Here is a 26,061-nt window from a genome sequence, read left to right as displayed (position 1 = left end):
GAGAGGTCGCCTGCCGCGCGGCGGAATCAGTCGGCGCTGGCCTGGATGACCGAGAAGGCGGCTGCCAGCTCGGTGCGCGCGCCCACGGCGATGCGTTCGAAGGCCGGCCGCAGTGCCGCGGTGATCGGCGCGCCGCCTTCCTGGGCGATGGATGCCGGGTCTTGATAGACGCCGCCCACGCGGAATTCAAAGTGCAGGTGCGGGCCGGTGGCCCAGCCGGTGGAACCCACCGCGCCGACCGTCTGGCCCTGGCTCACCGCTTGGCCTGCCTTGACGTCGATGCGGCTCAGGTGCGCATAGGCCGTCTGCTGGTTGTTGCGGTGATTGATGATGACGATGTTGCCGTAGCCGTTCTGCGTGCCGGCGAAATCGACCGTGCCGTCGCCGACCGAGCGCACCGAGGTGCCCGTGGGCGCCGCGTAGTCGACGCCGTTGTGCTGGCGCCAGCTGTTCAGGATCGGGTGCATGCGCATCGCGAAGCCGCTGGACACGCGCGAAAACTCGACCGGCGTTGCCAGGTAGGCCTTGCGCAGGCTGTCGCCGTTCGGGCGATAGTAGCTGCCCTTCTGGCCCGCGCCCGGAGGCTGGAACCAGACGGCCTGGTGGATCTTGCCGTTGTTCTCGAATTCGGCCGACAGCACGCGGCCGCTGCGCAGCGCCTGCCCGTCGGCCTCGAAGGTTTCGTACACCACGGCGAAGCGGTCGCCCTTGCGCAGGGCGCGAACGTCGACGTCGCCCGCGAAGATGTCGGCCAGCTGGCTCGCCACTGCATCGGGAATGCGCGAATCGTCGGTGGCGGCGAACAGCGAGGTGCGGATGGTGCCGCTCGCCAGGCGCGTACCCGGCGTGAGCGTGTCGCGCTCGGTCACGCCGGCGAAGCCGGTGGGCGTGCGCTCGATGACGAAGCGCTTGAAGCCGCCGTCGCCGTCGGGAATCCAGCGGGCGCTGAGTTTCTTGAGCTGGTTTTCCTGCGTCGCCTCGGCCGTCACGGTGCGGCCGGCGCGCGAGAACAGCGCGTTGCGGGCTTCGACGCTGCCGCGCACGAAGGCGGTGGCGGCCGGGTCGGAGATGCCGAGGCGCTTCATCAGGGCTTCGGCCGTGTCGCTCGAACGGGTAACGTCGGTGCGGAACAGGGTGAAGCTGAAGTTCTCGAGCGATTCACCCTGGTCAGCGAACGACACCGGCGCCGTCGCTTCGAGGATCTGGTGGACCGGGAGGTCGGAGGCGTCAGGGCCCAGCGATGCCACCGCAAGGGTGCCGGCGCTCAGCAGCGCCGCCGCGATGAGCGCGGTGATCTGCTTGGGATACGTCCGGAATGTATAGGCCACGCGAGAAGCAAGTAGCTCCTCGGCGGCAAGAATGCCGTTGATCAAACTGTGAATTCCAGCTCAGGTTCTGCAAATCCGCCCTGCAAGGCCCAGTACGTTCAGGGCGGCAGCAGACGGTGCGGAAAAAAGCGCCGCTTAGAATTCGGCGCTTGACAAGTCGGGCTGAGTATAGCTTCGGCACCCCCAAAGTCAGCTAAAAAGGCCCGTAAAGGCCGAATCTGTTACATCCATGAGCCTCTCAAATAGTGTAGGACGCGCGCTAGAAATATCCCTCCGCGGCGCTGACGAGCTGCTGCCGCAGGACGAGTGGGTGCGCAAGCTCCAGCGCTCCGAAGCCACCGGGACCCCCCTGCGCATCAAATTCGGTCTGGACCCGACGGCACCGGATATTCATCTGGGTCACACGGTGGTTTTCAACAAGATGCGCCAGTTGCAAGACCTGGGCCACACGGTGATCCCGCTGATCGGCGACTTCACCACCACCATCGGCGACCCGTCCGGGCGCAACAGCACCCGGCCGCCGCTGACCCGCGAGCAGATCGAGGCCAATGCGGCGACCTACTTCGACCAGCTGCGCCTGGTGCTGAACGTCGATATCGCCGAAGTCCGCTACAACTCCGAGTGGAGCGACCCCCTGGGCGCGCGCGGCATGATCCAGCTCGCCGCCAAGTACACGGTCGCCCGGATGATGGAGCGCGACGACTTCAACAAGCGCTTCAAGGGCGGCCAGTCGATCTCGGTGCACGAATTCCTCTACCCGCTGATGCAGGGCTACGACTCGGTCGCCTTGAAGAGCGACCTCGAGCTGGGCGGCACCGACCAGAAGTTCAACCTGCTCGTCGGCCGGCATCTCCAGCAGGAATACGGGCAAGAGCCGCAGTGCATACTCACTATGCCGCTGCTGGAAGGGCTCGATGGCGTCGAAAAGATGTCCAAGAGCAAGAACAACTACATCGGCATCAGCGAGGACGCCAACACCATGTTCGCCAAGGTGCTGTCGATCTCCGACGACCTGATGTGGCGCTGGTACACGCTGCTGAGCTTCCAGTCGCTGGAGCAGATCGCGGCGCTGAAGGCCGAGATCGAGGGCGGCCGCAATCCGAAGGACGCCAAGGTCGCGCTGGCGAAGGAAATCACCGCGCGCTTCCACAGCGCGGCGGCGGCAGATACGGCCGAGCAGGATTTCATCAACCGCAGCAAGGGCGGCGTGCCGGACGAGATTCCCGAGGTGTCGCTGCCGGGCGCGCCGCTGGGCATTGCCCAGCTCCTCAAGCAGGCAAACCTCGCTTCTTCGGCGTCGGAAGGCAACCGCCTGATCGACGGCGGCGGCGTGCGCATCGATTCCGCCGTGGTCAGCGACAAGGCCCTGAAGCTGCCTGCGGGCAGCTACGTGGTTCAGGTCGGCAAGCGCAAGTTCGCCCGCGTGACCTTGAGCTGAGCGCCCGCTCAGCGCACCTCGATGGTGACGCGCCGGTTGCGCGGCTCGTCCACCTCGTCGGCGGTGGGAATGGCCAGGTCGCGCTCGCCTCGGCCTACGGCCTCGATGCGGTTGGCCGGGAACTGGCGCTCCACGAAGAGCTGGACCACTTCCTGCGCGCGGCGGCGCGACAACTGGTCGTTCTGCTCGCCGCTGCCCTTGGTGTCGGTGTGGCCCGTGACCACGATGTCGCCGCCGCTGCGCGCCAGGGCAGCGGCCAATGCCTCGGTCATGATCTGCTGCGATGCCGGAGTCAGCGTTGTGCCACCGATATCGAAATACACCGTGTAGCGCTGCGGCGGGGGCGGGCGCATGTCGAAAAGCGGCTTGTTTTCAGCCTGTACCTTGGCCGGATCGACCTGGTCGACCGCCGGGGCGCCACTTGCGCCCACTGCGGCCGTGGCGCGCTGGTAGGGCTTGGAGAGCACTTCCTCGCCATCCTTGGCGCGCACCACCACCGCCGATGGCTTGCCGTCGGCCTGCGGCAGCAGCACCACCCGCGTGCCCGGCGTCGAACAGGCGGCAAGAAGCGCGGCTGCCAGCGTGGCGATGAAGAGCGATGCGGGGCGGGGCCTGGAGGAGATCATCATCATGGCTTGCCGTCGGCTTGCACGATGAAGTCAGTGCCGCGGATGCCGATGGTGGCCGTCTGCGTTTCGACCCGGACCGCGTCGGGGTTGGTCTTGCCGATCAGGCCCGTGATCATGCGCATGGAGCCGCGCAGCAGCGAGACCAGCATGCCGCCCTCGTACGTCGTGCCGTCGAAGTGGAATTCCTTCAGGTCGAGCCGCGACGAGGGACCGACCACCAGCGTCGTGTCGTCGCGCAGCACCACGGAGGCAGACGAATCGGGGCCGGTCACGATGCGGTCCACGGTGCCCAGTGCATCGCCCGGGCTGGCGGGGCGCGTGGCACCGGTGCCGTTGAGCAGTTGCACGTTGCCGCGCACGGATTTCACGAAGCCCGCCTGGGGATCGGCCTTGGCCGGGGCCGCAGGCGCAAGCGCGGGTGCGGGTGCGGGTGCGGGTGCGGGTGCGGGCGAGGCAGCGGGAACCGCCACCGGGGCGGTCGAAGGAGTCTGGGCCTGTGCCAGCGCGGCCGAGCCCACAATGGCCAGGCCGCTCAAGGCGGTCACGAGTTTTTTCATCATCAGGGGGCTCTCTGCGAAACGGTGTTCCGCAATGGTCGCAAATACTAATGCGAAGGCGTTACATGAAGACACGGGGCCGATAATTCAGGCGGTTCTTGCGGCCTTTTACCGCTTTTCGTGTGGCCTATTGCCCAATTTCCGATGATTTTTACATGACGTTTACCCCTAAGACGCTGCTGCGCGTTTCCGTCGCCGTGGCCTTGATCACGATCGTGCTCAAGGGCCTGGCAGGCTACGTGACCAACTCGATGGGCCTGATCTCCGACGCGATGGAGTCCTTCGTGAACCTGGCGAGCGCCATGTTCGCGCTCGCCATGGTGACCATCGCCGAGCGGCCAGCGGACGACGACCATCCCTACGGCCATCACAAGGCCGAGTACTTCTCCTCGGGCTTCGAGGGCATCCTGATCGTGGGCGCGGCCATCGCGATCCTCTGGGTCTCGGTGCAACGCCTGCTGACGCCACAGCCACTCGAGCAACTGGGCTGGGGCCTGGCGCTGTCGGTGGTCAGTTCGGGCTTCAATGCCGGCCTGGCCTTCCTGCTGTTCCGCGCGGCCCGCACGCATCGCTCGATCGCGCTGGAGGCCGACGGCCGCCACCTGATGACCGACGTGTGGACTTCCGCCGCGGTGGTCGTCGGCATCGTCTGCGTGCAATTCAGCGGGTGGCTCTGGCTCGACCCGGTGCTGGCCATCGGCGTGGCGCTCAACATCGTGCGCGAGGGCGTCAAGCTGGTGTGGCGCTCGTCGCAGGGCCTGATGGACGAAGCGCTCGACGCCGAGACCCTTGCCACCGTGCGCGCCACGCTCGACGCGTTTGCCGCCCGCATGCCCGAAGGCACGCGGCTGCGCTTCGATGACATGGTGACGCGCAGCGCCGGCCAGCGCCGCTTCGCCGACCTGCACATGCACGTGCCCGGCCACTGGACCCTGCAGCACGCCGCCAGCATGCGCGACGAACTGGAGCAGGCCCTGATGGACGCGGTGCCCGGCCTGCGCGTCACGATCCAGCTCCTGCCCCTGACCATGGAAGCCCGCGCCACCCAGGCCGGCGAACATCACCCCCTATGAAGGCTGTTCTTCAACGCGTGGCGAATGCGCGCGTCGATATTGCGGGCCGCACCGTCGGTGCCATCGATTCGGGCGTGCTCGTGCTGCTGTGCGCCGAGCGCGGCGACACCGATGCGCTGGCCGACCGCATGCTCGCCAAGATCCTCAAGCTGCGCATCTTTTCGGACGACGCCGGCAAGATGAACCTCAGCGTGCAGGACATCGGCGGCGGCCTGCTGGTGGTGAGCCAGTTCACGCTGGCGGCCGATTCCAGCGCCGGTAACCGCCCCAGCTTCACCCAGGCCGCGCCGCCCGATGAGGGGCGCCGGCTCTACGAGTACTTCGTGGCGCGGGCACGCGCCGCGCACCCGGTGGTGGCCACCGGCGAGTTCGGCGCCGACATGCAGGTGCACCTGCTGAACGACGGGCCCGTCACCATTCCGCTGCAGATGGCGGCGTAGCGGACGCCATCTACTTGCCGTACGGGCTGCGGATGCCCAGCCCCGCGAGGATCTCGATCTCGTAGGCTTCCATCTCGTCGGCGTCGGCCTCGCTGGTCTCGTGGTCCCAGCCCTGCGCATGCAGCGTGCCGTGCACCAGCAGGTGCGCGTAGTGGTCGGCGAGCGTCTTGCGGTTTTCCTTCGCCTCGCGCGCCACCACCGGCGCGCACAGCACGAGGTCGGCCATCACCAGCGGGCTTTGCGCGTAGTCGAAGGTCAGCACGTTGGTCGCGTAGTCCTTGCCGCGGAACTCGCGGTTCAGGCGCTGGCCCTCGTCGGCATCGACGATGCGCACGGTGATCTCGCCGTCGATGTCGAGCGCATGGCGGATCCAGCGCGTCACGCTGTGGCGCGGCAGCGCGGCGCGGTGGCGTTCCACGCCCTTGAAGCGCCCGAACTGCAGCGAGAGCGAAAGTGCGGGGAGCCTGGAGGCGGCCATCTCAGTGGCCTCCCGCGCGCTTGCGCTGGCCGTCGTAGGCATCGACGATCTTCGCCACCAGCGGATGCCGCACCACGTCCGCACTCGTGAAGTGCGTGATCGCGATGCCGTTCACCCGCTTGAGCACGCGCTCCGCATCGATCAGGCCGCTCAGCTGCTGCTTGGGCAGATCGATCTGGCTCACGTCGCCCGTCACCACCGCCTTGGCACCGAAGCCGATGCGCGTGAGGAACATCTTCATCTGCTCGACGGTGGTGTTCTGCGCCTCGTCGAGGATCACGAAGGCGTTGTTCAGCGTGCGCCCCCGCATGAAGGCCAGCGGCGCGATTTCCAGCGCGTTGCGCTCGAATGCCTTCTGCACCTTCTCGTAGCCCATCAGGTCGTAGAGCGCGTCGTACAGCGGGCGCAGGTACGGATCGACCTTCTGCGTCAGGTCGCCCGGCAGGAAGCCGAGCCGCTCGCCCGCTTCCACCGCGGGCCGCGTCAGCACGATGCGCTGCACGGCGGCGCGCTCGAGCGCATCGACCGCGCAGGCCACCGCGAGATACGTTTTGCCCGTGCCCGCAGGGCCGATGCCGAAGGTGATGTCGTGCCTGGCGATGTTCTCGAGGTAGATCGCCTGCGTGGGGGTGCGCGCGCGCAGGTCGGTGCGGCGGGTGACGAGCATCGCGAGGTCGTCGTCGCCGTCGAGCATCGAGCCGTCGCCGGCCAGCGTGAGCTGCACCACGGCCGGATCGATGACGCGCTGGGCGATTTCGTACAGCGCCTGCAGCACGTCCATTGCGCGCTGCGCGGAGGCCTTGGGGCCGTCGACCTTGAACTGTTCGTGGCGGTGCGCGATCTTCACGCCCAGCGCTTCCTCGATGCGGCGCAGGTGCGCGTCCAGAGGTCCGCACAGGTGGCCGAGGCGCGAGTTGTTCAGTGGGGTAAAGGTGTGTCGCAGAATCACGCCGGACATTTCAAGGAAAAAGGGCACCCATGATAGGCAAACTGACCGGCACGCTCGCTGAGCGCAATCCGCCGCAGGTGGTGGTGGACTGCAACGGCGTCGGCTACGAGGTCGATGTGCCGATGAGCACGTTCTACAACCTCCCCGGTACCGGCGAGCGCGTGTCGCTGCTCACGCACTTCGTCGTGCGCGAGGACGCGCAGATTCTCTATGGCTTCGGCACGGCCGAGGAGCGGGCGGCTTTTCGCCAGCTCATCAAGATCACCGGCGTGGGGCCGCGCACGGCCCTGGGCCTGCTTTCGGGCATGAGCGTGGGCGAACTGTCGCAGGCGATCACGACGCAGGAACTGGGCCGGCTCGTGAAGATCCCGGGCATCGGCAAGAAGACCGCCGAGCGGCTTCTGCTGGAACTCAAGGGCAAGCTCGGTGCCGACATCGGCCTGCCTGCGCACGCGGCGTCGGACGCGCAGGCCGACATCCTCCAGGCGCTGGTCGCGCTCGGCTATAGCGATAAGGAAGCTGCGCTCGCGCTCAAGGCGCTGCCGAAGGATGCGACCGTGAGCGAGGGGATCAAGCTGGCGTTGAAGTCGCTGGCGAAGTGAGCGTGATTCAGGGCGCGCTCACGCCAACGGGGGACATTCGCGGAGGAGAGCACCCGGTGGCCTTCGCACGCGCCCCAGAAGGGGCACTCAGGGATGGATCTTCTCGCCCTTGGCCAGCATCTCCACGAACTGCGCAATGCGCCGCGCCCGCGTCTCGGGCTTCTTCGCGCCCTGGGTACGGAACAGCACCGCGAAGCGGTTGCGCGAATCGAGCGTGGCGAAGAACTTCGCGGCCTTCTTGTTCGCATCGAGCGCAGCCTGCAGGTCGGGCGGCACCGTCGCCGCGCTGACGCCCTCATAGGCCGCGTCCCAGCGGCCGTCGGCCTTCGCGCGCTCGATCTCGGCATGGCCGGCCGGTTGCATGCGGCCTTCGTCGATGAGCTTCAGCACCTTGGCGCGGTTGATCCGCGACCAGATACTGCGCCTGGTGCGCGGCGTGAAGCGCTGCAGGAAGTACTGCGCATCCTCGCTCTTGCGCTGGCCGTCGATCCAGCCCCAGCACAGCGCTTCTTCCAGCGCGGCGGGATAGTCGATGGAGGCGATGCCGCTGTCCTTCTTGGCGATGCGCAGCCACACGCCGGCGGCGCTGGCGTGGTGGCGCTTGAGCCAGCGCGCCCACGACGCAGCGCTGCTGCACTCGATCGGCGTGTCGTGCGGAACGCGTTCCGTGCTCACGGCACCCACCAATAGCGCAGCGCGTGGAAGTAGATCGGCGCCGCGAAGATCACCGAGTCGAGCCGGTCGAGCATGCCGCCGTGGCCCTCGATCATCGAACCCCAGTCCTTCACGCCGCGGTCGCGCTTGATGGCCGACATGACGAGGCCGCCGAAGAAGCCCATCAAACAGATGGTGAGCGCCATCAGCGCCGCCTGCCACGGGTTGAACGGCGTGGCCCAGTAGAGCGCCGCGCCCAGCGCGGTGGCGCTTGCCACGCCGCCGACCAGGCCTTCCCAGGTCTTGGAAGGCGACAGCTCGGGCGCCACCTTGCGCCTGCCGAAGAGCTTGCCCCACACGTACTGCAGCACGTCGCTGCCCTGCACCACGATCACGAGGAACGCGATCAGCAGCAGGTTGCGGCCCTCGAAGCCCGGAATCTGCAGCGTGAGCAGCGCGGGCACGTGGCTGATGCAGAACACGCACACCATCAGCCCCCACTGGATCTTGGAGGTGCGCTCCAGGAAGCGCTGCGTGTCGCCGCCCATCGCCGCCAGGATGGGCAGCAGCAGGAAGGCATAGACCGGGATGTAGATCGAATACAGCCCGTACCAGTCGATCCAGATCAGGAAGTACTGCCCCGGCAGCGCGACGAAGAAGGCCAGCGCGATCGCCGCGTGGTCGCCGCGCCGCGTGTAGGCCAGGCTGATGAATTCGCGCAGCGCATAGAACGAGATCAGGTAGAACAATACGATCACGCCGCCCTTGCCGAAGGCGAAGGCAATGCCGATCACCGCCACCATCACCCACCACGCATTGACGCGCGAGTTGAGGTTGTCGATCACCGAATGCGGCTGGCCGCTCGCCACCCGCCACTTGAGCAGCGCGCCGATGGACGAGGCCAGCACCAGAACGCCGAAGACGCCACCGAAGAGCCTGAGCGTGGTCCACGCGAAAGGAGAGAGCTCGATCATGCGGCCGTCCCTCCGTCCTGCCTGCTGTTGGGTTCGAGGCGGTCGTATTCGGGGCGCAGGTCGAGCATTGCCGCGCGCGCGCGGGCCAGGAACGACACCTTCTCTTCCCCTTCCGCCAGCGTGATCGGCGTGCCGAAGCGCACCGTGCAGGCCAGCGGAATCGGCACCAGCACGCCCTTGGGCAGCACGCGCTTCAGGTTCTCGATCCACACCGGCACCAGCCGCACGTGGGGGCAGGCGCGCGCCAGGTGGAACAGCCCGCTTTTCAGCGGTAGCAGGATGTCTTCGCCCGTGTTGCGAGTGCCCTCGGGGAACATGATGAGCGAGTCGCCGCCCTCCAGCGCGTCCTTCATCTGGTCGACCGGGTTGCCGCCCTGGCCCGAGCCGTCGCGCCGGATCATCAGCGCGTTGAACACGTCCTTGCCGATGAAGTTGCGCAGCTTCGAGGCTTCCCAATAATCCTGCCCCGCCACCGGCCGCGTGAGTCCGCGCAGGTCGGGCGGCAGCGTGGCCCACAGCAGCACGAAGTCGCCGTGGCTCGTGTGGTTGGCGAAGTACAGCGTCTGCTCGGCCTTCGGCGTGGTGCCCGACCAGATGGCGCGCACCCCGGTCAGCAGCCCGGCGGCGCCGATGATGAGCTTGCCGGCCACGACGGCGAGGCCGCGCCGCAGCACCGTGCTGTCGGGCTTTTCTGTCCTGTCGCTCAAAGTGCTGCCTCCGGTGTGCGCGCTTGGTTCGGTGCGCACCGCGGAACCGGCTTCGCCGGGCCGCCGGCGCGGCCCCCGGCGAGGGGGGAGGAGGCCACACGCAGTGGGCAAGCCTGGGGGAGAGTCATGACAAGTCCTGTGTCATCAAGGCAAGTAGGAACAGCGCGCTCTGGCAGGCCACCACGATGGCGTGGCGCTGCATGAGCTGGCGGGTGCCCTGCACGCGGTCGTCGAGCGGGCGGGGGGCGTGCTGCGACGGCGGCGGCTCGCGCAGCCCGAGGGCCGAGAGCGCGCGATCGAGCGCATCGAGCGAGGCGACGGTGCCGCGCGCGAGGCCGTCGAACAGGGCCTCGTCGAAGCGCAACCGGAACGCGAAGTAGCGCTCCAGCGCGCCGAGGATCACGACCGCGCCGAAGCCCATGGTGGCTGTGGTCGAGAGCGAGCGCAGCGTCAGCGCGAGCACCAGCGCCGAGATGCAGGTGAGCGCGAAGCCCCAGAGGGCCAGCAGCGCGATGGCGCGCAGCAGGCCCGCCAGCGCGGCGCAGGTGGTTCGTTCGTTGTCATCGGTCATGGGGCGGCACCTCCGGCAAAGGCTTGAAGGGCTCCAGCGACAGGCGCCACGCACCTCGCAGCACGATCTGCGGCCGTGCGCGGCGCACCGCGTCCTCGGCCTGGGCGACACCGCCGGCCGCGCCGTAGCGGCCCAGCCAGGCGATCGCCGCGGCCGCGCTGCGCGAGAAGCCGAGCGCGCAGCAGACCCACACTGTCGCACCATCCGCGCTGCGCCGCTGGCCTTCGATGACGGCCGCCGCGCGCTGCAGGCGCACGGTGGGCGGCACCGTGAGGTCGAGCAGCGGCACGCAGCGCGCATGCGGCACGACGGCCGGCATCTGCAGCTCGGCGCACAGGCTCACCAGCCGGGGCTGCCCGGCGGCCAGCCATTCGGCGTGCGTCGGGCGGCGGCCGAGCCGCAGGCCGGGCACCACCTCGACCGAGGCCGGCAGCCTGCGCGTCCAGAGCCAGGCGTTGACGGCAGCGCCGAGCCGGTAGGGCGCCAGCATCCAGCGCGCCGCCCAGGCCATGCGGCCATGGCCGTCCATTTGAAAGCCGCGGGCGCCGAAGCCGGCGTAGTTCAGCGCCACCAGCGCGAGCGATGCGGCCGGCCATGCGAGCCACAGCGCGACGCCGCCGCCACGCAGCGCGGCAGCCAGGAACAGCGCCGCGCCGGCCGCATAGAACCCCGCCAGCTTCCAGCGCTGGGCGTCCCGCGTGCAGCACCATGCGCGCGGCATCGACACCACGCGCTCCAGCGGCCACAGCCACACGCAGAACAGGCCGAGCAGCGCGCCGGTCGGAATGTCGATGAAGTGGTGCTGCCACGTCGTGAGCACCGAGGCGCAGATGGCGAAGGCCCACAGGTGCAGCACCAGCCGCGCCCACAGGGGCCGAATGAACTGGCGGTACCAGTCCCACAGGATGACCGCCAGCGCGATGTGCAGCGAGGGCGCCTGATTGAACGGCTGGTCGAAGCCGCGCAGCGCATTGAACAGGAAGGCTGGTGCCCCCTCGACCGGCGGCTGCCCGAAGCTGAAGTGCAGCGGCCAGACGATGAAGCAGCTGCAGGCGATGAGCGTGGCCGTCACCAACCGCAGCGCATGCCGGTCCAGCGTGTGCCGGCTGCGCGCGAGGAACAGCGACAGCGCGTAGAAGACGTTGATCGTCCAGTACGGGAAGATCGTCCACGGCCAGAAAGGCAACTGCCGCTCCCACTCGAAAGCCATCGACGGAACGTTGGCGCGCGTGGTGGCCCACCAGTTGGCGAGGCCGTAGGTCGCATAGAACAGCGGCCCCAAGAACACCAGCCATGCGGCCGCGCGCTTCCAGGGCCGTCGTGCCGCAGAGGCGGTCATTGCGCGACGCGCACCGCCAGCGACACGGTGAAGATGCCCCACTCGTCGACCCGCTGGTCGATCTTGCGGAAGCCCGCTTCCTCCACCAGCTGGTCCATCTCGTGCTGCGTGCGGCGGCGCATCACCCAGGCTTCGCCCTGGCGGTGGCTGGTGAGGGCGCGCGCGATCATCTCGAGCTGCGGGTGCCAGGGCTGACCGGTGTAGACGAGATAGCCGCGGTCTTCCACCGCATCACCCACGCCCGCGAGCGAGCGGCGCACCATCTCGTTGTCGGGGAACAGCTCGTACAAGCCCGACACCACGGCCAGCGTGGGGCGCGGCGCCACGGTGGCGAGGCTCATGCGGTCGAAGGCGTCGGCCTGCACGAACTGCGCGACGTCTTCCAGGCCCTTCTCGGCGATGAGTGCGCGGCCGTCGCGCACGTTGATGTCGCTGTAGTCGCGCAGCAGGATCGAGCTGGCCTTCACGGGGCTTGCGAGCACCGCATCGAGCACGTAGCGGCCATGGCCTGCGGCGATGTCCATCACGCGCACCTCGCGGTGCATTTCGGCCAGGCGCTCCATGGCGACGCGGATCAGCTCCTCGACGTGGATCTTGCGCTGGCGGATGCCGCGCCAGCCGATGGAGTTCAGGTAGGTGTTGTCGATGGAGCGGCCGATGGCCGAGCTGCCCTGCGGGTGGTTGCGGTACACGTAGTCGAGCGTGCTGCCGGAGTCGAAGCCGGTGGCGTGGCCCAGCTTGATGCCTTCGGACATCGTGCCGCCCAGTTTCAGCCCGGCGCGGGTCATCGCCCAGTAGGCGCCGCGCGGCGACAGGGGCGACAGCGGCTCGGACAGCGCGCGCGACTCGTCGGCCGTGTCGCCGCTCAGGTGCGCCTCGCGGCGGTCGACCGGCACGGCCGGCTCGTCGAAGCGCTGCAGGATGAATTCGCGGATCGAGGCCACCGCCGGCGCCCGGTCTTTCTCACCCAGCGTGTCGTGGAAGAAGCCCGGCAGCTCGGTCTTGGTTTTCACCGCGCTGCCCAGGCGCTCGAAGAACTGGTGCTGCGGCTTGTGGTGCACCACCCAGTCGGCGCCCGAGATCAGCAGCTGCACCGGCAGCGTGATCGCATTGGCGTCGGTCACCACGCGGTCGGCCGCCTCGTACAGGCCCAGCAGGATGTTGACCGCGATGGGGCGGGAGATCAGCGGGTCGCTCTCGTAGCTTGCGATGCGTTCGGGGTCGTGCGTGAGGAACTTCGCCTTCACGTAGCTGTTGACGAAGAACAGGCCGCGCAGCTTGTGCATCAGCCCGAGCCCGGCGCGCGCGAACGGCACATACAGCTTCACCTTGAAGGCCGGCGAGGCGAGCGTGAGACCGCGCACCTTGGGTGCGTAGTCGTGCGCCCAGGTGGCGATCAGCACCGCGCCCACGCTCTGCGCGACGACGTGGATGTCCTGCTCGGGCACGCCGTGCGCGCTGCCGATGTGCTGCACGAAGGTCTGCACGTCGCGCACCGAGGTGCCGAAGCTGGGGCTGTAGCCGCGCTGCCCGGGCGAGCGGCCGTGGCCGCGCGCGTCCCAGGCGAAGAAGTCGAAGTCGGGCAGGTCCAGCTCGTCGACCAGATGCGCCATGCGTGCACCGTGCTCATGGCCCCGGTGGAACAGCGCGATGGCGCCGCGCCGCGTGGCGCCGGTGGCCGGCCAGTGGCGGTAGAAGAGCGATTCGCCGTCGTGCGTCTGGAAGTGATGCTCGGCGGCAAGGCGTGGAGTGGTGTCGTTCATTGAATCCCTGTGATCCTTGGATCTTGTCTTGTTCAGTGGCGGCCGGCCGCGTCGGCTTCGGCCAGCGCGCGGCGGATGCGGTTGACGGTGGTCCAGGCCACCAGCGCGGCCAGCAGCGGCATCAGCCAGGCCGTCCAGCCCGGCAGCGGCCAGCCCAGCGCCACGTAGAGGCCGAGCGCGCCGAACACGAAGGCCCGGTCGCTCTTGCCCAGCGGGCCGTCGTAGCGGCGCGAGGCGCCCACCGTGGGGCCCAGCGCACCGGCGAATTCGCTCAGCCCGGCCAGCACGATCACCGCGCCGACCCAGAACGGGCTGAACGGCGCCACCAGCGCAAAGGGCAGGTAGAGCGCTGCGTCGGAGACCACGTCGGTCAGTTCATTGAGAAAGGCGCCCAGCCTGCTCTGCTGGTTGTGCTCGCGCGCCAGCATGCCGTCGATGGCGTTGAAGGCCATGCGCAGGAACATCCACAGCGGAATGAGCGCGAAGGCACGCAGAGAAGGCGCCGCGAAGAAGAGCCAGAGCCCGAGCGCGACCGACACCACGCATGCCGCCAGCGTGACCTGGTTGGCGGTGACGCCCATCGCATGCAGGCGGACCACCAGCGGCCGCAACAGGGCCTGGAAACGCGGCTTCAGTTCGTAGATCGACACGTGCTGGCTTCTCCTCGCTTGTTATATGGCCGGATACACGGCCGGAGCATTCTGCCAGTGTGGCAGGCACTAAACTCGCCGTCGAAGAACCCCCTCGCAATGACCATCCAGACCGACGACTTCGCGCCCGCCCCCCAACGCGTGGTGTCCGCTGCCCCCGCTTCGCCCAACGAAGAGGCGATCGAACGGGCCCTTCGACCGAAGCTGCTCGACGAGTACGTCGGCCAGGCCAAGGTGCGCGAGCAGCTCGAGATCTTCATCGGCGCCGCGCGCAAGCGGCAGGAAGCCCTCGACCACGTGCTGCTGTTCGGCCCGCCGGGCCTGGGCAAGACCACGCTGTCGCACATCATCGCGGCCGAGCTCGGCGTGAACCTGCGCCAGACCTCCGGCCCCGTGCTCGAGAAGCCCAAGGACCTGGCCGCGCTACTGACCAACCTTGAGCCGAACGACGTGCTCTTCATCGACGAAATCCACCGGCTGAGCCCGGTCGTCGAGGAAATCCTGTACCCCGCGCTGGAGGACTACCAGATCGACATCATGATCGGCGAGGGCCCGGCCGCGCGCAGCATCAAGCTCGACCTGCAGCCCTTCACCCTGGTGGGCGCCACCACCCGCGCCGGCATGCTGACCAACCCGCTGCGCGACCGCTTCGGTATCGTCGCGCGGCTGGAGTTCTACACGCCCGAAGAGCTGGCGCTGATCGTGCATCGCAGCGCGGGCCTGCTCAAGGTCGAGACCGACACGGCCGGCGGCTTCGAGATCGCCCGCCGCTCGCGCGGCACGCCCCGCATCGCCAACCGCCTGCTGCGCCGCGTGCGCGACTACGCCGACGTGAAGGGCAATGGCCGCATCACCGAAGACATCGCGCACAGGGCGCTCGCCATGCTCGACGTCGACCCGCAGGGCTTCGACCTGATGGACCGCAAGCTGCTCGAAGCAGTGATCCATCGCTTCGACGGCGGCCCGGTGGGGCTCGACAACGTCGCGGCCAGCATCGGCGAGGAGCGCGACACCATCGAGGACGTGATCGAGCCCTACCTCATCCAGCAGGGCTACCTGCAGCGCACGCCGCGCGGGCGCATCGCCACGCTGGCGGCGTACCGGCACCTGGGCGTGGCGCCGCCTTCGGGCCGCGCCGAGGGGCCCGATCTTTTCGGAGCTTGAACCTTATGCACACCCATGACCTGAGCGCCTGGCAGCACGATCATCATTTCGGCGCCGACACCTCTTCGGCCGAGCGCAGCACGCGCCTCGTGATGTGGATCACCGCCGCAATGATGATGGTCGAGATCGGCGCCGGCTGGTGGTTCAATTCGATGGCGCTGCTGGCCGACGGCTGGCACATGAGTTCGCATGCGCTGGCCATCGGGCTGAGCGCGTTCGCGTATGCGGCAGCACGCCGTTATGCGCGCGACCCGCGTTTCGCCTTCGGCACCTGGAAGATCGAGGTGCTCGGCGGCTTCGCGAGCGCGCTGGTGCTGCTGGGCATCGCGGTGCTGATGGTGGCCGGCTCGCTGGAGCGGCTGTGGTCGCCTTCGGCGATCCTCTACCCCGAAGCCATTTCGGTGGCAGTGCTGGGGCTGGTGGTCAACCTGGTCTGCGCGCGGCTGCTGGGCGGGGCGCATCACCACCATCATCACGGGCACGACCACGGACATGGGCACGACCACGACCACGACCATGCACACGGCGATCACGGCCACGATCTGAACCTGCGCTCTGCCTACCTGCACGTCGTCGCCGACGCCGCCACCTCGGTGCTGGCCATCGCGGCGCTGCTCGGTGGCTGGTTCTACGGCTGGGCCTGGCTCGACTCGGCGATGGGCATCGTCGGCGCGGTGCTGGTGGCGGTCTGGGCCAAGGGGCTGCTGAAGCAAACCGGCAAGGTGCTTCTCGACCGCGAGATGGACCACCCCGTTACCGGAGAAATCCGCGAAGGCGTCGAGACGATGCTGGCCGGTTCGAAGACGCGCGTGGCCGACCTGCATGTGTGGCGCGTGGGGCGCGACGCGTATGCCTGCGCGCTGACGGTGGTGACGCATTCGCCCACGCTGACGGCCGACGAGGTGCGCGCCTGCTTCTCGATGCACGAGGAAATCCGCCACTCGACGGTCGAAATCCAGCGCTGCGTGGATTGAGTGGGTCTTGCTCCTTCCCGTTCCGGGGGAGGGAGAAATGCGAAGCCAAGGGCCAGTCACGCGTCACCGGAGTGTCACGGCAGCGCCATCATGCGGTCACGCCGCGGTGGGAGCCTACCCGTCCATGCAACGCGACGACGCTTTCCTTCGCGCATGGCGCGACACCGCGACCCGGGCCCTCGACCCGGAGGACGACGATCGCGCTCGTCCACCCCTGCAATTCCGTACCCTGTGGATCTCCGACCTGCACCTGGGCACGCCCGGCTGCCAGGCGCGTGCGCTGCTCGACTTCCTGAAGCACACCGAGTGCGAAACCCTGTTCCTGGTCGGCGACATCATCGACGGCTGGCAGCTCAAGCGGCACTGGTACTGGCCGCAGGCGCACAACGACGTGATCCAGAAGCTGCTGCGCAAGGCGCGCAAGGGCACACGCGTGATCTTCATTCCGGGCAACCACGACGAGTTCGCGCGCAAGTACCTGCACCACAACTTCGGCGGCATCGACGTGGCCGATGAATGGATTCATGAAACCGCCGACGGCCGCAAGCTGTGGATCATCCACGGCGACCTGTTCGACGGCGTGATCCAGTGCGCCAAGTGGCTCGCCTACGTGGGCGATTCGCTCTACGAATTCACGCTCAAGCTCAACCGCCACCTCAACTCGCTGCGCGCACGCATGGGGCTGCCGTACTGGTCGCTTTCGAAGTACCTCAAGGGCAAGGTCAAGCGCGCGGTGAGCTACGTGGGCGACTTCGAAATGGCCGTGGCCCGCGAAGCCCGCAAGCGCGGCGCGCAGGGCGTGGTCTGCGGTCACATCCACCACGCCGAGATGCGCGACATCGACGGCATCCTCTACTGCAACGATGGCGACTGGGTCGAGAGCCTGACCGCGCTGGCCGAGCATGCCGACGGCACGCTGGAAATCATCGACTGGGCAAAGCACATGCCCGTGCCGGCGAAAGCCGTGCCGCAGCGCGAACCCGTCGCGACCTGAACGACGCGCTCAGCCCTTGCGGGCCGGGCCGTCCGCCGTATGGCCGAGCTGGTCGCGCCAGGTGTCGTAGTGCCTGAACATGCTCTTGCCCAGTTCGTCCATCCACAGCCACCAGGCCAGGGCGAGGTTCTCGGGCCCAGGAGGTTCCGCTGCTTCCCGCAGCGCAGGGGCCGGTGGTTCGGGCAGTTCGTAGTCGCACAGCCGTTCGACGCTGGCGTGCGAGAAGCCGGGAATGACAGAGCTCAAGGTTGCTTCCTTCGAAGGTGGCGCACTTTTTCTGTGACGCCCGGAACGACTCCCGTACGAATTGAAACATCTGCCGGCGCGGCGGGATATCGGACTATCCCGAGTAAATGAAAACAAAAGTCTGCGCTAGTGATTGGCGCGAAGCGCGGCTCATCGCGTGCGCATTCGTCGCTTCCGACGATGCTTGCGGGGCGCCTGGGCGCCAAGATGGCGCCACACGGCAGGCGTTCCGCGCGGAGCCGAAGGAGACGAGGCATGGCGGGTCCACTGCAGGGGTTGCGGGTCATCGAGATGGCGGGCATCGGCCCCGGCCCGTTCTGCGCGATGCTGTTCGCCGACATGGGCGCGGAGGTGATCCGCATCGCCCGCCCGGGCACGCAGCCCGATGCGCATGACATCCTCGCGCGCGGCCGCAGCACGCTGCAGACCGACCTGCGCGCGGAAGGCGCGGCGCAATCCGTGCTCGATGCCGTCGAGAAGGCCGACGTGCTCATCGAAGGCTTCCGCCCCGGCGTCATGGAGCGGCTGGGCCTCGGCCCCGCGCCCTGCCATGCGCGCAATCCGCGCCTGGTCTACGGCCGCATGACCGGTTGGGGCCAGCACGGCCCGCTGGCGCATGCCGCGGGGCACGACATCAACTACATCGCCATCAGCGGCGCACTGCATGCCATCGGCCGCGCGGGCGAGCCGCCCGTGCCGCCGCTCAACTACGTGGGCGACTTCGGCGGCGGCGCGATGCTGCTGGCCTTCGGCATCCTCGCCGCGCTGCACGAGGCGAAGCAGTCGGGGCAAGGGCAGGTGGTCGATGCCGCCATGGCCGATGGCACGGCGCTGCTGTCGGCCATGATGTACGGCCTCAAGTCGGCCGGCCGGTGGAGCAACCAGCGCGGCGAGAACATGCTCGACGGCGGCGCGCATTTCTACGACACCTACGCCTGCGCCGACGGCAGGTACGTGGCCGTGGGCGCCATCGAGCCGCAGTTCTACGCGCTCCTGCGCGAGCGCTGCGGCATCGCCGACGACCCCTCCTTCGACGCGCAGATGGACGCCGACCGCTGGCCGCTGCTCAAGCTGCGCATGGCCGACCTGTTCCGCACCCGCACGCGCGACGAGTGGTGCGTGCTGCTCGAGGGCAGCGACGCCTGCTTCGCGCCCGTGCTCGATTGGGACGAGGCCCCAGAACATCCGCACAACGTGGCGCGCGGCACCTTCGCCAACGTGGGCGGCGTGGTGCAGCCCGCGCCCGCGCCGCGTTTCAGCCGCACCGCGCCGGTCGTGCCTCCGGCCGCCGCGCGCGACGACGGCGAGACCGTGCTGCGCCGCTGGGGCGTGGCGGCCCACGCCATCGCACCGCTGTGCGCTTCCTGACGAAGCAAGCCGACGACAAACGAAGAAAGGCGACATGGCCATCGATTTCCGCCGCTCCTGGAGCGATGAAGACCTGGAGCTGTACCGCGACAACGTGGTGCGCTTCATCGAAACCGAAGTGCTCCCGCACGACGAGGAAGCCCGCAGGCGCGGCCACGTGGGCCACGAGGTCTGGCGCAAGGCCGGCGCGCTCGGCCTGCTGTGCGCGGACATTCCCGAGCAATACGGCGGCGCCGGTGGCGACTTTCGCCATGAAGCCGTGTTCTACGAGGAGATGTCGCGCCGCGCGCTCACCGGCATGGCCAGCTCGGTGCACAGCATCGTGGCGCACTACTTCCTCAACCACGGCACCGAGGCGCAGAAGCGCAGCTACCTGCCGCGCATGGCGCGCGGCGAGCTGGTCGGCGCCATCGCCATGACCGAACCCGGCGCAGGCTCCGACCTGCAGGGCGTGCGCACCCGCGCCGAGAAGAAGGACGGTGGCTATGTCGTCAACGGCTCCAAGACCTTCATCACCAACGGCTTCCTGGCCGGCGTGGTGCTGGTGGTGTGCAAGACCGACCCGACGCAGGGCGCCAAGGGCACCTCGATCCTCATCGTCGAGACCGAGGGTTGCAAGGGCTTCCGCGTGGGCCGCGTGCTCGACAAGATCGGCATGAAGGCGCAGGACACCTCCGAGCTCTTCTTCGACGACGTGCGCGTGGGCGCCGACGCGCTGCTCGGCGGCGTCGAGGGCCAGGGCTTCTTCCAGCTCATGAGCGACCTGCCCTATGAGCGCACCATCATCGGCCTGAGCGCGCTGGCCGCCATGGAAGGCGCCTACCAGGCCACGCTGGACTACGTGCGCGATCGCAAGGCCTTCGGCAAGCCGATCGCCGAATTCCAGAACACCCGGTTCAAGCTGGCCGAGATCGCCACGCAGATCAAGGTGGGCCGCGCCTTCATCGATCGCTGCGTGGAAGACCTCGTGGCCGGCAGGCTCGACACCGCCACCGCCTCGATGGCCAAGCTCTGGGGCTCGGAGGCGCAAGGCCGCGTGATAGACGAGTGCCTGCAGCTGTTCGGCGGCTACGGCTTCATGAACGAGTACATGGTGGCGCGCATGTACGCCGACGCGCGGGTGCAGCGCATCTACGGCGGCACCAACGAGATCATGAAGGAGGTGATTTCGAGGGCGTTGTGAGCAGCGCGTTCAGGAGAGCCGTCGGATCTCCGCCCGCGCAATTTCGCGGTGGTGGTACGACGGCGAGAGGCCGATGAACTGCGTGTACTTCTCGCGCGCCGCATCGGGATGGCCCGCGTCTTCCAGCTCCAGCGCTTCCAGCGTGAACTGGGTGAAGAGCCGGTTGGCATCGTTCTCGCGCGGCGAAGCGGCCAGCGACCCGGGCTGCAGCTCGGGCTGCGCGGTGTAGATCTTCCGCTGTACCTCGATCACCTCGATCAGCGCGCGGCCGATGCGCTGGATGTTCTCGTCCACGGGACCGAGATCGGTCGCCCGCACATCCGCCGCGGCCTGGTCCAGCAGGTGCGAGGCCACGCGCAGCAAGCGGTGAAGCTGCTTGTATTTCATGGGCGGGCCGCTCCGTGCATGCGGCTGCCACTGGTTTTCGCCGCTTCCGCGAAGCCGTTTTCTTGCAGCACTCTCATCCGCCGGCCCGTTTCGCGCCGGAGGCCGTGCGCTGCGAGGCCGCAGTCGCCGCGGCTTCCTCGGTGCGCTGCTTGTCGGCGAGCTGGCGCTCCCGCTCGGCGATGGCCAGGCTCTTGGCCACGTCGGTGCCGTGCACCTTCACCGAGAACGCCTTGCTCACGCTGCCCTTGCCCGTGGTGTAGGTGATGGCCAGCCAGTAGCCGGGATGGTTCGGCTTGGGCGTCTTGAAGTGGACACCGCTCACGCCGCTGGTGTTGTTGCGCCGGGTGATCTCCGACTTCGAGCGCTTGGCCGTGCGCGGCCCGGGCGCATGGGCCGACAGCCCCATGCGGATCGCCTCCTCGGCCGGGTGTATGCGCGCCAGCCCCGTCATGCGCTTGAGCTGCTGCGCGCGCTCCTGGACCGCCAGCGCCTGCGCGGCGTCGCCCAACTCCGCGACGGGGAAGTCGGTGCGAAGGATTTCGTCCGGTGCGATGTAGGTCTTGGCCATCCACGCCCGCACCCGGCCGCCCGGTGCCAGGTGGTGGAACACGCCTGGCACGCCGGTGCTGTTGTTGGCGCGGCGCTTCTCGGCCCGCACGCGGCGCGCCTGTGGCGGCACGTTGCGCACGATGAAGTCGCGCCAATCCTGCGCATGGAGCAGCGCCTGCTCCGCGCCGCCATAGCTGGCCTTGCCGAACAGGCGGTGGTGGCGAACACCGTTGCGTACGATGGAAACTTCGAAACCCCAGGGCCTGGAGTAAATGCCATACATGGCTGCCGGATTGGGGATTCCTTTGGGCATTCTCGACGTGATGCTGCTCTCAGCGGTGCTGATTCCGATGGACTCCCCGAGTTGCCTGCCGCTCGTTGGCGCACGCATTTCGCAGCTATTTTGGCCGAAGCGCAATGACAACTCCGCGGAGGCAGTCATGCACCGGAAAATGCAGAAAAAGGGCCTCACTGCTGCGGCCTCGCCTCGACGGCGGCCTGGCCGTGCCGGCTGGCCCCCCGCCGAAAGGAAGGGGCGAGCGTGCCGGTGTCAGGCATCAGCTTCTGCTCGAGTTGGCGCTCGCGCTCCTCGATGGCCAGCAGCTTGGCCTTCTCGGGGCCGTGCTCCTTGATGGAGAAAGCCTTGCTCACGCTGCCCTTGCCCATGGTGTAGGTGATGGCGAGCCAGTAGCCCGGGTGGCCGGGGTTGGGCGCCTTGAAGTGCACGCCGCTCACGCCGCTGGAATTGGTGCTGCGCTTGATCTCGGACTTCGAGCGCTTGGGCGACAGCAGCCCGGCGGGAAAGGCCGGCGGGCTCTTGCGGATCGTTTCCTCGGCCGGATGCAGCCTGGCCAGCCCGGCCATGCGTTCCAGCTGCCGTGTCCGCTCCTCGACGGCCAACTCCTGCGCGGCCTCACCCACCGCGTTCACCGGAAAGTCGGTGCGCAGGATCTCGTCGTGCCCGATGTAGGTCTTGGCGACCCAGGCCCGCACCCTGCCGTCCGGGGCGATCTGGCAGAAGACGCCGGACACGCCGGTGTTGTTGTTGATCCGCAGCTTCTCGGCCCGGGTGCGCCGCGGCACCGGCGGCACGCTGCGCACGATGCCGTCGCGCCAGTCCTGCGCCTGCAGCAGCGCCTGCTCCTCGCTGCCGTAGCTGGCGCGGCCGAACTGCTTGAAGTAGCGCGTGCCGTTGCGCACGATCGACACCTCGAAGCCCCAGGCACGGCGATAGATGCCGTACATGGCGGCAGGATTCGGGGTTCCTTTGGGCATGGTGGCTCCGGCTTTCGCCGCTCCCTTACTCGCTATCTGTTGCCTGCTGTCGCGGCAGTTGGAAGACTCTGACCTCTGGAGGAATCCTAGGGATTGGCCAATGGCCGGGGAATCACCGGAATCAGTAGTAATCGAGGGGCGCCGGAGTGAGTCATCCTGGACAAGGTTGCCGGCCCTGCAAAACGGCCGCGACGCACGGGCAGAGTCCGCCTAGCGGATCACCCCGAGCTTGCGCGCAATCGCCACCGCCTGCGTTCGGCTCTTCGCATCCAGCTTCATGTTGATGTTGCGCAGGTGCGTGCGCACCGTGCTGTCCGACACGAACAGCTTTTCCGCCATCGCGTTGTTCGAGTACCCCTCGGCCAGCAACTGCAGCACGCGGATCTCCTTGCGGGTCAGCGGCTCCTTCATCGCATCGGCCGCGGGTGTTTCCACCTCGCCACTGCCGGCCGGCCCGGCCGCTTGCAGCAGCCGCTGCAGGTGATCGGCGAGTATCGGATCGCTGCTGCCGCGCGTGCCCTCCTGCATGGCCGCCGCATAACGGTGCAACAGCGTGCCCACCACCGGGCCTTCATCGAGGATCAGCCGCATGAATCCTTCCTGGCTCGCCGCCTGCAGCACCTCGCCGATCTGCTCGATCGCGGCGGCCGCGTCGCCGATGCGTTGCAGCGCCAGCGCGCGCAGCACCCTGAGCTTCAGCGCGCGCCGGTTGCGGGCCGAGGCCAGCGCCGCATGCAGCTCGGCGTCGAGCGCGCCCAGTGCCGCGCGCGCATCGCCGAAGGCGATTTCCCAGCGGGCCTTTGCCAGCGCGAGGTAGTCGAGGTCGTGCGCAGGCAGGCGCTGCCGCCGCTCGCTGTCCCACAGCGCGGGGTCGTCGGCGCGCAGCAGTTCGTCGCGTGATGCGGGACCGTTGCCCTGCAGAAGCAGCATGCGCGATCGCTCCAGCTTCGCGCCCGCCACCACGCGCGGCAGCTGCCGGTGGTGGCCCAGGTATTCGAGCTCGGTCAGCGCCTGGAACGCGGCGTCGATGTCGCCCGCATGGAACGCGAGCCGCGAGCGCATCACGTGGCTCAGGATCATGTGGTCCGGCAGGCCCACGTCGCGCGCCAGCGGCAGGTACACGTTCAGCAAATGCTCGGCCTGCACCAGCTGGTTGGTCTCGTACACGGCGCCCGCGTAGAGCACGCCCGCCCACGCATTGCCGTGGCTGTGGTTGTACGACACCGCATGCGTCGAATCGACCGCCATGCGCAGCCGCGCGGTGGCCTGCCGCAAGCGGCCTTCCTGCAGGTCGAACAGCCCGGCAAGCGACTCGGTGTACATGCGGTTGAAGGTGCTGTTGCCCTGCTCGCGCCGCGCCGCGTCGAGCAGGCGCCGCGCCTCGTGCGGGTCGCCGCGCACGGCCAGGATGTGGGCCATGGCGTTGAGCAGCACGCTGTCGGCGAAGGCCAGGCCGGTGGGCAGGCGCGCCAGGCTCTGGCGGCCGGCCTCGTAGGCCTCGTCGTGGCGGTCCTGCATCGCCAGCAGCAAGGGCACCAGCGTGTGGGCGCTTGCACGCACCTCGGCGATGGGGCTGTCGAGGCAGCCTGACTTTTCGAGCTGGCGCATCGCGTCCCACGGGCCGTGCGTGAAGCAGGTGGCCCACAGCGAGATGGGCTGCAGGAACGGATGCTCGCGCAGCTGGTGTTCGGGAATGGCAGAGAACCAGCGTGCCAGCATGCGCATGCGGCCCTGCTCCAGGAACTGCGTCGCGTAGCTGTCGAGCAGGGTCAGCGCATACGGATGGTCACCGCCTTCGATCGCGTGGTCGATGGCGGGCACGGGGCGGTCGTGCGACTCGTACCAGCCCGAAGCCGCGAGGTGCAGGCGCTCCAGCTCGCCGGGCAGTTCGCGCGCCAGCTGCGCGCGCAGGAAGTCGGCAAACAGGCTGTGATAGCGCCATGCACCGCCGTCGCCGCTCACGGGCGTGAGGAACAGGTTCGACGCGGCCAGCCGTTCGAGGATGGCCGCGCAGTCCACGCGCGGGCACAGCGCCTGGCACACCGATGCATCGAGCTGCCGCAGGATGCTGGTGCGCAGCAAGAAGTCGCGGATGTCCTTCGGCTGGTGCGCGAGCACGTCTTCGGCCAGGTAGTCGGCCACGGCGCGGTCCGAGCCCGAGAAGCGTTCGACAAAACCGGTCCCGGTGCCATGCCGCTGCAGCGCCATCGACGCGAGCCAGATCGCGGCCACCCAGCCTTCGGTCTTGCGGTGCAGCTGCGACAGCATCTCGGCCGGCAGCACCTGGGCCGCATGCAACTGGCGCAGCCCGAAGAAGGCGCTGGTCTCCTCGAGGCTGAAGCGCAGGCGGTCGGTGTCGATCTCCATCAGCTGGCCGCGCGCGCGCAGCCGCCCCAGGCCCAGGTCGGGCAGGCTGCGCGAGCCGATCACGATCTGCCCGCCGCGCGGCAGGTGCTCGACGATCTCGCGCACCACGCCCAGCACCGCCGGCTCCTGCACCCTTTCGAAGTCGTCGAGGAACAGCGTGAAAGGCGAGTCGTGCGCGGCCAGTGCGGCCACCGCATCGAAGGGCGCGTTGGCGCGCGGCTCTTCCACGCCCATGCGCTGCACGGCTTCGGCCAGGCAGTGGAGAAAGCGCGAGACGTCGTTGTCGGCGCGGTCCAGCGTGAGCCATGCCGTGGCCACGCCCTGCGCCTCCCTGCGCTCGCGGATCTGCGCCATGGCCGTCGTCTTGCCGAAGCCGGCCGGCGCCCGCACGAGCACCAGCTTCACGGCCGCCGCGGCGATCTCCTCGCCGATGGCCGTGCGCGGCACCTGCGTGGCGACGAAGGCCGGTGGGTTGAGCTTGGTTTCGAGAATCCGGGGTGTGGGGGACTGCATGCGGAGGCGAAATCCCGTCGTTTCCGACGATGTGTGCGGTCGATTCTGCTTCCTAAACTGGCGGGGGACAAACCCGCAAAGACACCTCAAGGACACCCAGAGATGCAACTCGATTCCAGCATTGGCGCCGTTGTCACCGGCGGTGCATCGGGCCTCGGCGCCGCCACCGCGCGCCGCCTTGCCGGCCATGGCGTGAAGGTCGCGTTGTTCGACCTCAACGCCGAACAGGGCGAGGCCCTGGCGAAGGAACTGGGCGGCGTGTTCTGCAAGGTCGACGTCACCTCCGAAGAGCAGGTCGATGCGGCGTTCGCCAGGGCGCGCGCGGCGCACGGCCAGGAGCGCGTGCTCGTCAACTGCGCCGGCACCGGCAATGCGGTGAAGACCGCGAGCCGCGACAAGACGACGGGCGAGATCAAGCACTTTCCGCTCGCGAACTTCGACCGCATCATCCAGATCAACCTCGTCGGCACCTTTCGCTGCATCGCCAAGTCGGCGGCCGGCATGCTCACGCTCGGCATGCTGGAAGACGGCGAGCGCGGTGCCATCGTCAACACCGCCTCGGTGGCTGCGCAGGACGGGCAGATGGGACAGGCCGCCTACACCGCATCGAAGGCCGGCATCGTCGGCATGACGCTGCCCATCGCGCGCGACTTGATGGGCGAGGGCATCCGCGTGAACACCATCCTGCCGGGCATCTTCGACACGCCGCTGCTGCAGGGCGCACCCGACAACGTGAAGGCCGCGCTGGCGGCATCGGTGCCGTTCCCCCAGCGGCTGGGCAAGCCGGCGGAGTACGCCACGCTGGCGGAGCTGATGATCACCAACGGCTATTTCAACGGCGAGAGCGTGCGGCTCGATGGGGCCATTCGCATGGCGCCGCGCTGAACCG

The 26,061-nt window shown here is 68.4% G+C and carries 27 protein-coding genes; 10 read left to right on the top strand and 17 right to left on the bottom strand.

The window, feature by feature from the left end; all coding sequences use genetic code 11:
* Positions 1 to 26: 26 nt before the first annotated feature.
* On the bottom strand, positions 27 to 1,373 hold the full coding sequence (locus tag ACEN9N_RS20985; protein ID WP_007827955.1) for a M23 family metallopeptidase: 1,347 nt from the start codon (positions 1,371 to 1,373) through the stop codon (positions 27 to 29).
* Between the two features lie 184 nt (positions 1,374 to 1,557).
* On the opposite strand from ACEN9N_RS20985, the gene tyrS reads away from it, so the two are divergent.
* Positions 1,558 to 2,766, top strand: coding sequence for a tyrosine--tRNA ligase (tyrS, locus tag ACEN9N_RS20980; RefSeq protein WP_007827958.1), 1,209 nt, complete (start codon positions 1,558 to 1,560; stop codon positions 2,764 to 2,766).
* A gap of 8 nt (positions 2,767 to 2,774) precedes the next feature.
* Here tyrS and ACEN9N_RS20975 read toward each other — a convergent pair whose 3' ends face one another.
* Positions 2,775 to 3,398, bottom strand: coding sequence for an OmpA family protein (locus tag ACEN9N_RS20975; RefSeq protein WP_413314853.1), 624 nt, complete (start codon positions 3,396 to 3,398; stop codon positions 2,775 to 2,777).
* Positions 3,395 to 3,955, bottom strand: coding sequence for a FecR family protein (locus ACEN9N_RS20970; RefSeq protein ID WP_495654440.1), 561 nt, complete (start codon positions 3,953 to 3,955; stop codon positions 3,395 to 3,397). Before ACEN9N_RS20970 ends, ACEN9N_RS20975 begins: the two co-directional genes overlap by 4 nt.
* Positions 3,956 to 4,107: 152 nt before the next feature.
* On the opposite strand from ACEN9N_RS20970, the gene ACEN9N_RS20965 reads away from it, so the two are divergent.
* Together ACEN9N_RS20965 and dtd are read left to right on the top strand one after the other, a co-directional pair.
* Positions 4,108 to 5,025 carry a cation diffusion facilitator family transporter gene (locus ACEN9N_RS20965; protein ID WP_495654439.1) on the top strand — a complete coding sequence of 306 codons (918 nt, stop codon included), beginning with the start codon at positions 4,108 to 4,110 and terminating at the stop codon, positions 5,023 to 5,025.
* Entirely contained in the window at positions 5,022 to 5,465 is a 444-nt protein-coding gene (gene dtd / locus ACEN9N_RS20960) for a D-aminoacyl-tRNA deacylase (RefSeq protein WP_495654438.1), read from the top strand. The genes ACEN9N_RS20965 and dtd overlap by 4 nt, the downstream gene beginning before the upstream one ends.
* 10 nt (positions 5,466 to 5,475) lie before the next feature.
* On the opposite strand, the gene ybeY is transcribed toward dtd, so the two are convergent.
* Complete coding sequence (gene ybeY / locus ACEN9N_RS20955; protein WP_007827968.1) at positions 5,476 to 5,943, bottom strand: rRNA maturation RNase YbeY; 468 nt, start codon at positions 5,941 to 5,943, stop codon at positions 5,476 to 5,478.
* Between the two features lies 1 nt (position 5,944).
* Positions 5,945 to 6,892: a PhoH family protein gene (locus ACEN9N_RS20950; RefSeq protein WP_495654437.1), complete on the bottom strand. Its 948-nt coding sequence runs from the start codon at positions 6,890 to 6,892 to the stop codon at positions 5,945 to 5,947.
* A 29-nt stretch (positions 6,893 to 6,921) separates the two neighbouring features.
* Between ACEN9N_RS20950 and ruvA the strand changes: the two genes are divergently transcribed.
* Positions 6,922 to 7,494 (top strand): Holliday junction branch migration protein RuvA, encoded by a 573-nt coding sequence (gene ruvA, locus ACEN9N_RS20945; RefSeq protein ID WP_007827972.1) that lies wholly within the window; start codon positions 6,922 to 6,924, stop codon positions 7,492 to 7,494.
* An 87-nt stretch (positions 7,495 to 7,581) separates the two neighbouring features.
* On the opposite strand, the gene ACEN9N_RS20940 is transcribed toward ruvA, so the two are convergent.
* The 7 genes from ACEN9N_RS20940 to ACEN9N_RS20910 all read right to left on the bottom strand — a co-directional run bounded on the left by ACEN9N_RS20940 (position 7,582) and on the right by ACEN9N_RS20910 (position 14,152).
* Positions 7,582 to 8,169, bottom strand: a complete 588-nt coding sequence (locus ACEN9N_RS20940; protein ID WP_413314849.1) for a YdeI/OmpD-associated family protein — start codon at positions 8,167 to 8,169, stop codon at positions 7,582 to 7,584.
* Positions 8,166 to 9,122 (bottom strand): phosphatidate cytidylyltransferase, encoded by a 957-nt coding sequence (locus tag ACEN9N_RS20935; RefSeq protein ID WP_007827976.1) that lies wholly within the window; start codon positions 9,120 to 9,122, stop codon positions 8,166 to 8,168. The genes ACEN9N_RS20940 and ACEN9N_RS20935 overlap by 4 nt, the downstream gene beginning before the upstream one ends.
* A complete protein-coding gene (locus tag ACEN9N_RS20930) occupies positions 9,119 to 9,829 on the bottom strand; it encodes a lysophospholipid acyltransferase family protein (protein WP_007827978.1) in 711 nt (236 codons plus the stop codon). Before ACEN9N_RS20930 ends, ACEN9N_RS20935 begins: the two co-directional genes overlap by 4 nt.
* Before the next feature lie 124 nt (positions 9,830 to 9,953).
* Positions 9,954 to 10,400, bottom strand: a complete 447-nt coding sequence (locus ACEN9N_RS20925) for a hypothetical protein (protein WP_413314847.1) — start codon at positions 10,398 to 10,400, stop codon at positions 9,954 to 9,956.
* The gene (locus tag ACEN9N_RS20920; protein WP_495654436.1) at positions 10,390 to 11,739 is read right to left on the bottom strand and encodes a phosphatase PAP2/dual specificity phosphatase family protein; all 1,350 of its coding nucleotides are present in this window, start codon (positions 11,737 to 11,739) and stop codon (positions 10,390 to 10,392) included. Before ACEN9N_RS20920 ends, ACEN9N_RS20925 begins: the two co-directional genes overlap by 11 nt.
* Positions 11,736 to 13,502 (bottom strand): bifunctional alpha/beta hydrolase/class I SAM-dependent methyltransferase, encoded by a 1,767-nt coding sequence (locus tag ACEN9N_RS20915; protein WP_413314844.1) that lies wholly within the window; start codon positions 13,500 to 13,502, stop codon positions 11,736 to 11,738. Before ACEN9N_RS20915 ends, ACEN9N_RS20920 begins: the two co-directional genes overlap by 4 nt.
* Before the next feature lie 32 nt (positions 13,503 to 13,534).
* Complete coding sequence (locus ACEN9N_RS20910) at positions 13,535 to 14,152, bottom strand: CDP-alcohol phosphatidyltransferase family protein (RefSeq protein WP_495654435.1); 618 nt, start codon at positions 14,150 to 14,152, stop codon at positions 13,535 to 13,537.
* Positions 14,153 to 14,251: 99 nt separating this feature from the next.
* On the opposite strand from ACEN9N_RS20910, the gene ruvB reads away from it, so the two are divergent.
* The 3 genes from ruvB (at position 14,252) to ACEN9N_RS20895 (ending at position 17,284) form a co-directional block, all read left to right on the top strand.
* Positions 14,252 to 15,316: a Holliday junction branch migration DNA helicase RuvB gene (gene ruvB / locus ACEN9N_RS20905; RefSeq protein WP_042672563.1), complete on the top strand. Its 1,065-nt coding sequence runs from the start codon at positions 14,252 to 14,254 to the stop codon at positions 15,314 to 15,316.
* A gap of 5 nt (positions 15,317 to 15,321) precedes the next feature.
* Complete coding sequence (gene dmeF / locus ACEN9N_RS20900; protein WP_495654434.1) at positions 15,322 to 16,290, top strand: CDF family Co(II)/Ni(II) efflux transporter DmeF; 969 nt, start codon at positions 15,322 to 15,324, stop codon at positions 16,288 to 16,290.
* A 124-nt stretch (positions 16,291 to 16,414) separates the two neighbouring features.
* Positions 16,415 to 17,284: a UDP-2,3-diacylglucosamine diphosphatase gene (locus tag ACEN9N_RS20895; RefSeq protein ID WP_413314841.1), complete on the top strand. Its 870-nt coding sequence runs from the start codon at positions 16,415 to 16,417 to the stop codon at positions 17,282 to 17,284.
* A 9-nt stretch (positions 17,285 to 17,293) separates the two neighbouring features.
* Here the strand turns inward: ACEN9N_RS20895 and ACEN9N_RS20890 are convergent, their stop codons facing one another.
* Positions 17,294 to 17,530, bottom strand: coding sequence for a hypothetical protein (locus ACEN9N_RS20890; RefSeq protein WP_413314840.1), 237 nt, complete (start codon positions 17,528 to 17,530; stop codon positions 17,294 to 17,296).
* Between the two features lie 255 nt (positions 17,531 to 17,785).
* Between ACEN9N_RS20890 and ACEN9N_RS20885 the strand changes: the two genes are divergently transcribed.
* Complete coding sequence (locus ACEN9N_RS20885) at positions 17,786 to 18,898, top strand: CaiB/BaiF CoA transferase family protein (RefSeq protein WP_413314839.1); 1,113 nt, start codon at positions 17,786 to 17,788, stop codon at positions 18,896 to 18,898.
* Positions 18,899 to 18,932: 34 nt separating this feature from the next.
* Complete coding sequence (locus ACEN9N_RS20880; RefSeq protein WP_495654433.1) at positions 18,933 to 20,081, top strand: acyl-CoA dehydrogenase family protein; 1,149 nt, start codon at positions 18,933 to 18,935, stop codon at positions 20,079 to 20,081.
* Positions 20,082 to 20,090: 9 nt separating this feature from the next.
* Here ACEN9N_RS20880 and ACEN9N_RS20875 read toward each other — a convergent pair whose 3' ends face one another.
* From ACEN9N_RS20875 to ACEN9N_RS20860, 4 genes are all read right to left on the bottom strand, one after another.
* On the bottom strand, positions 20,091 to 20,468 hold the full coding sequence (locus ACEN9N_RS20875) for a hypothetical protein (protein WP_007828879.1): 378 nt from the start codon (positions 20,466 to 20,468) through the stop codon (positions 20,091 to 20,093).
* A 73-nt stretch (positions 20,469 to 20,541) separates the two neighbouring features.
* Positions 20,542 to 21,330 carry an AP2 domain-containing protein gene (locus tag ACEN9N_RS20870; RefSeq protein WP_413314837.1) on the bottom strand — a complete coding sequence of 263 codons (789 nt, stop codon included), beginning with the start codon at positions 21,328 to 21,330 and terminating at the stop codon, positions 20,542 to 20,544.
* 155 nt (positions 21,331 to 21,485) lie between these two features.
* Positions 21,486 to 22,292: an AP2 domain-containing protein gene (locus ACEN9N_RS20865; protein ID WP_495654432.1), complete on the bottom strand. Its 807-nt coding sequence runs from the start codon at positions 22,290 to 22,292 to the stop codon at positions 21,486 to 21,488.
* 210 nt (positions 22,293 to 22,502) lie between these two features.
* Entirely contained in the window at positions 22,503 to 25,172 is a 2,670-nt protein-coding gene (locus tag ACEN9N_RS20860; protein ID WP_413314835.1) for a winged helix-turn-helix domain-containing protein, read from the bottom strand.
* Between the two features lie 102 nt (positions 25,173 to 25,274).
* On the opposite strand from ACEN9N_RS20860, the gene ACEN9N_RS20855 reads away from it, so the two are divergent.
* Positions 25,275 to 26,057, top strand: coding sequence for an SDR family NAD(P)-dependent oxidoreductase (locus tag ACEN9N_RS20855; RefSeq protein ID WP_413314834.1), 783 nt, complete (start codon positions 25,275 to 25,277; stop codon positions 26,055 to 26,057).
* Positions 26,058 to 26,061: the final 4 nt, after the last annotated feature.

Source organism: Variovorax sp. Varisp46, assembly GCF_059491885.1.
Note: the sequence above shows the minus strand (reverse complement) of the source record. Positions and strands in the feature narration are given on the sequence as shown.

Excerpts from the sequence above, each read along its gene's own strand:
- tyrS (WP_007827958.1), top strand. The coding sequence starts at position 1,558 with ATGAGCCTCTCAAATAGTGTAGGACGCGCGCTAGAAATATCCCTCCGC.
- ACEN9N_RS20975 (WP_413314853.1), bottom strand. The coding sequence starts at position 3,398 with ATGATGATGATCTCCTCCAGGCCCCGCCCCGCATCGCTCTTCATCGCC.
- ACEN9N_RS20970 (WP_495654440.1), bottom strand. The coding sequence starts at position 3,955 with ATGATGAAAAAACTCGTGACCGCCTTGAGCGGCCTGGCCATTGTGGGC.
- ACEN9N_RS20965 (WP_495654439.1), top strand. The coding sequence starts at position 4,108 with ATGACGTTTACCCCTAAGACGCTGCTGCGCGTTTCCGTCGCCGTGGCC.
- dtd (WP_495654438.1), top strand. The coding sequence starts at position 5,022 with ATGAAGGCTGTTCTTCAACGCGTGGCGAATGCGCGCGTCGATATTGCG.
- ybeY (WP_007827968.1), bottom strand. The coding sequence starts at position 5,943 with ATGGCCGCCTCCAGGCTCCCCGCACTTTCGCTCTCGCTGCAGTTCGGG.
- ruvA (WP_007827972.1), top strand. The coding sequence starts at position 6,922 with ATGATAGGCAAACTGACCGGCACGCTCGCTGAGCGCAATCCGCCGCAG.
- ACEN9N_RS20935 (WP_007827976.1), bottom strand. The coding sequence starts at position 9,122 with ATGATCGAGCTCTCTCCTTTCGCGTGGACCACGCTCAGGCTCTTCGGT.
- ACEN9N_RS20925 (WP_413314847.1), bottom strand. The coding sequence starts at position 10,400 with ATGACCGATGACAACGAACGAACCACCTGCGCCGCGCTGGCGGGCCTG.
- ACEN9N_RS20920 (WP_495654436.1), bottom strand. The coding sequence starts at position 11,739 with ATGACCGCCTCTGCGGCACGACGGCCCTGGAAGCGCGCGGCCGCATGG.
- ACEN9N_RS20915 (WP_413314844.1), bottom strand. The coding sequence starts at position 13,502 with ATGAACGACACCACTCCACGCCTTGCCGCCGAGCATCACTTCCAGACG.
- ruvB (WP_042672563.1), top strand. The coding sequence starts at position 14,252 with ATGACCATCCAGACCGACGACTTCGCGCCCGCCCCCCAACGCGTGGTG.
- dmeF (WP_495654434.1), top strand. The coding sequence starts at position 15,322 with ATGCACACCCATGACCTGAGCGCCTGGCAGCACGATCATCATTTCGGC.
- ACEN9N_RS20895 (WP_413314841.1), top strand. The coding sequence starts at position 16,415 with ATGCAACGCGACGACGCTTTCCTTCGCGCATGGCGCGACACCGCGACC.
- ACEN9N_RS20885 (WP_413314839.1), top strand. The coding sequence starts at position 17,786 with ATGGCGGGTCCACTGCAGGGGTTGCGGGTCATCGAGATGGCGGGCATC.
- ACEN9N_RS20880 (WP_495654433.1), top strand. The coding sequence starts at position 18,933 with ATGGCCATCGATTTCCGCCGCTCCTGGAGCGATGAAGACCTGGAGCTG.
- ACEN9N_RS20875 (WP_007828879.1), bottom strand. The coding sequence starts at position 20,468 with ATGAAATACAAGCAGCTTCACCGCTTGCTGCGCGTGGCCTCGCACCTG.
- ACEN9N_RS20870 (WP_413314837.1), bottom strand. The coding sequence starts at position 21,330 with ATGCCCAAAGGAATCCCCAATCCGGCAGCCATGTATGGCATTTACTCC.
- ACEN9N_RS20865 (WP_495654432.1), bottom strand. The coding sequence starts at position 22,292 with ATGCCCAAAGGAACCCCGAATCCTGCCGCCATGTACGGCATCTATCGC.
- ACEN9N_RS20860 (WP_413314835.1), bottom strand. The coding sequence starts at position 25,172 with ATGCAGTCCCCCACACCCCGGATTCTCGAAACCAAGCTCAACCCACCG.
- ACEN9N_RS20855 (WP_413314834.1), top strand. The coding sequence starts at position 25,275 with ATGCAACTCGATTCCAGCATTGGCGCCGTTGTCACCGGCGGTGCATCG.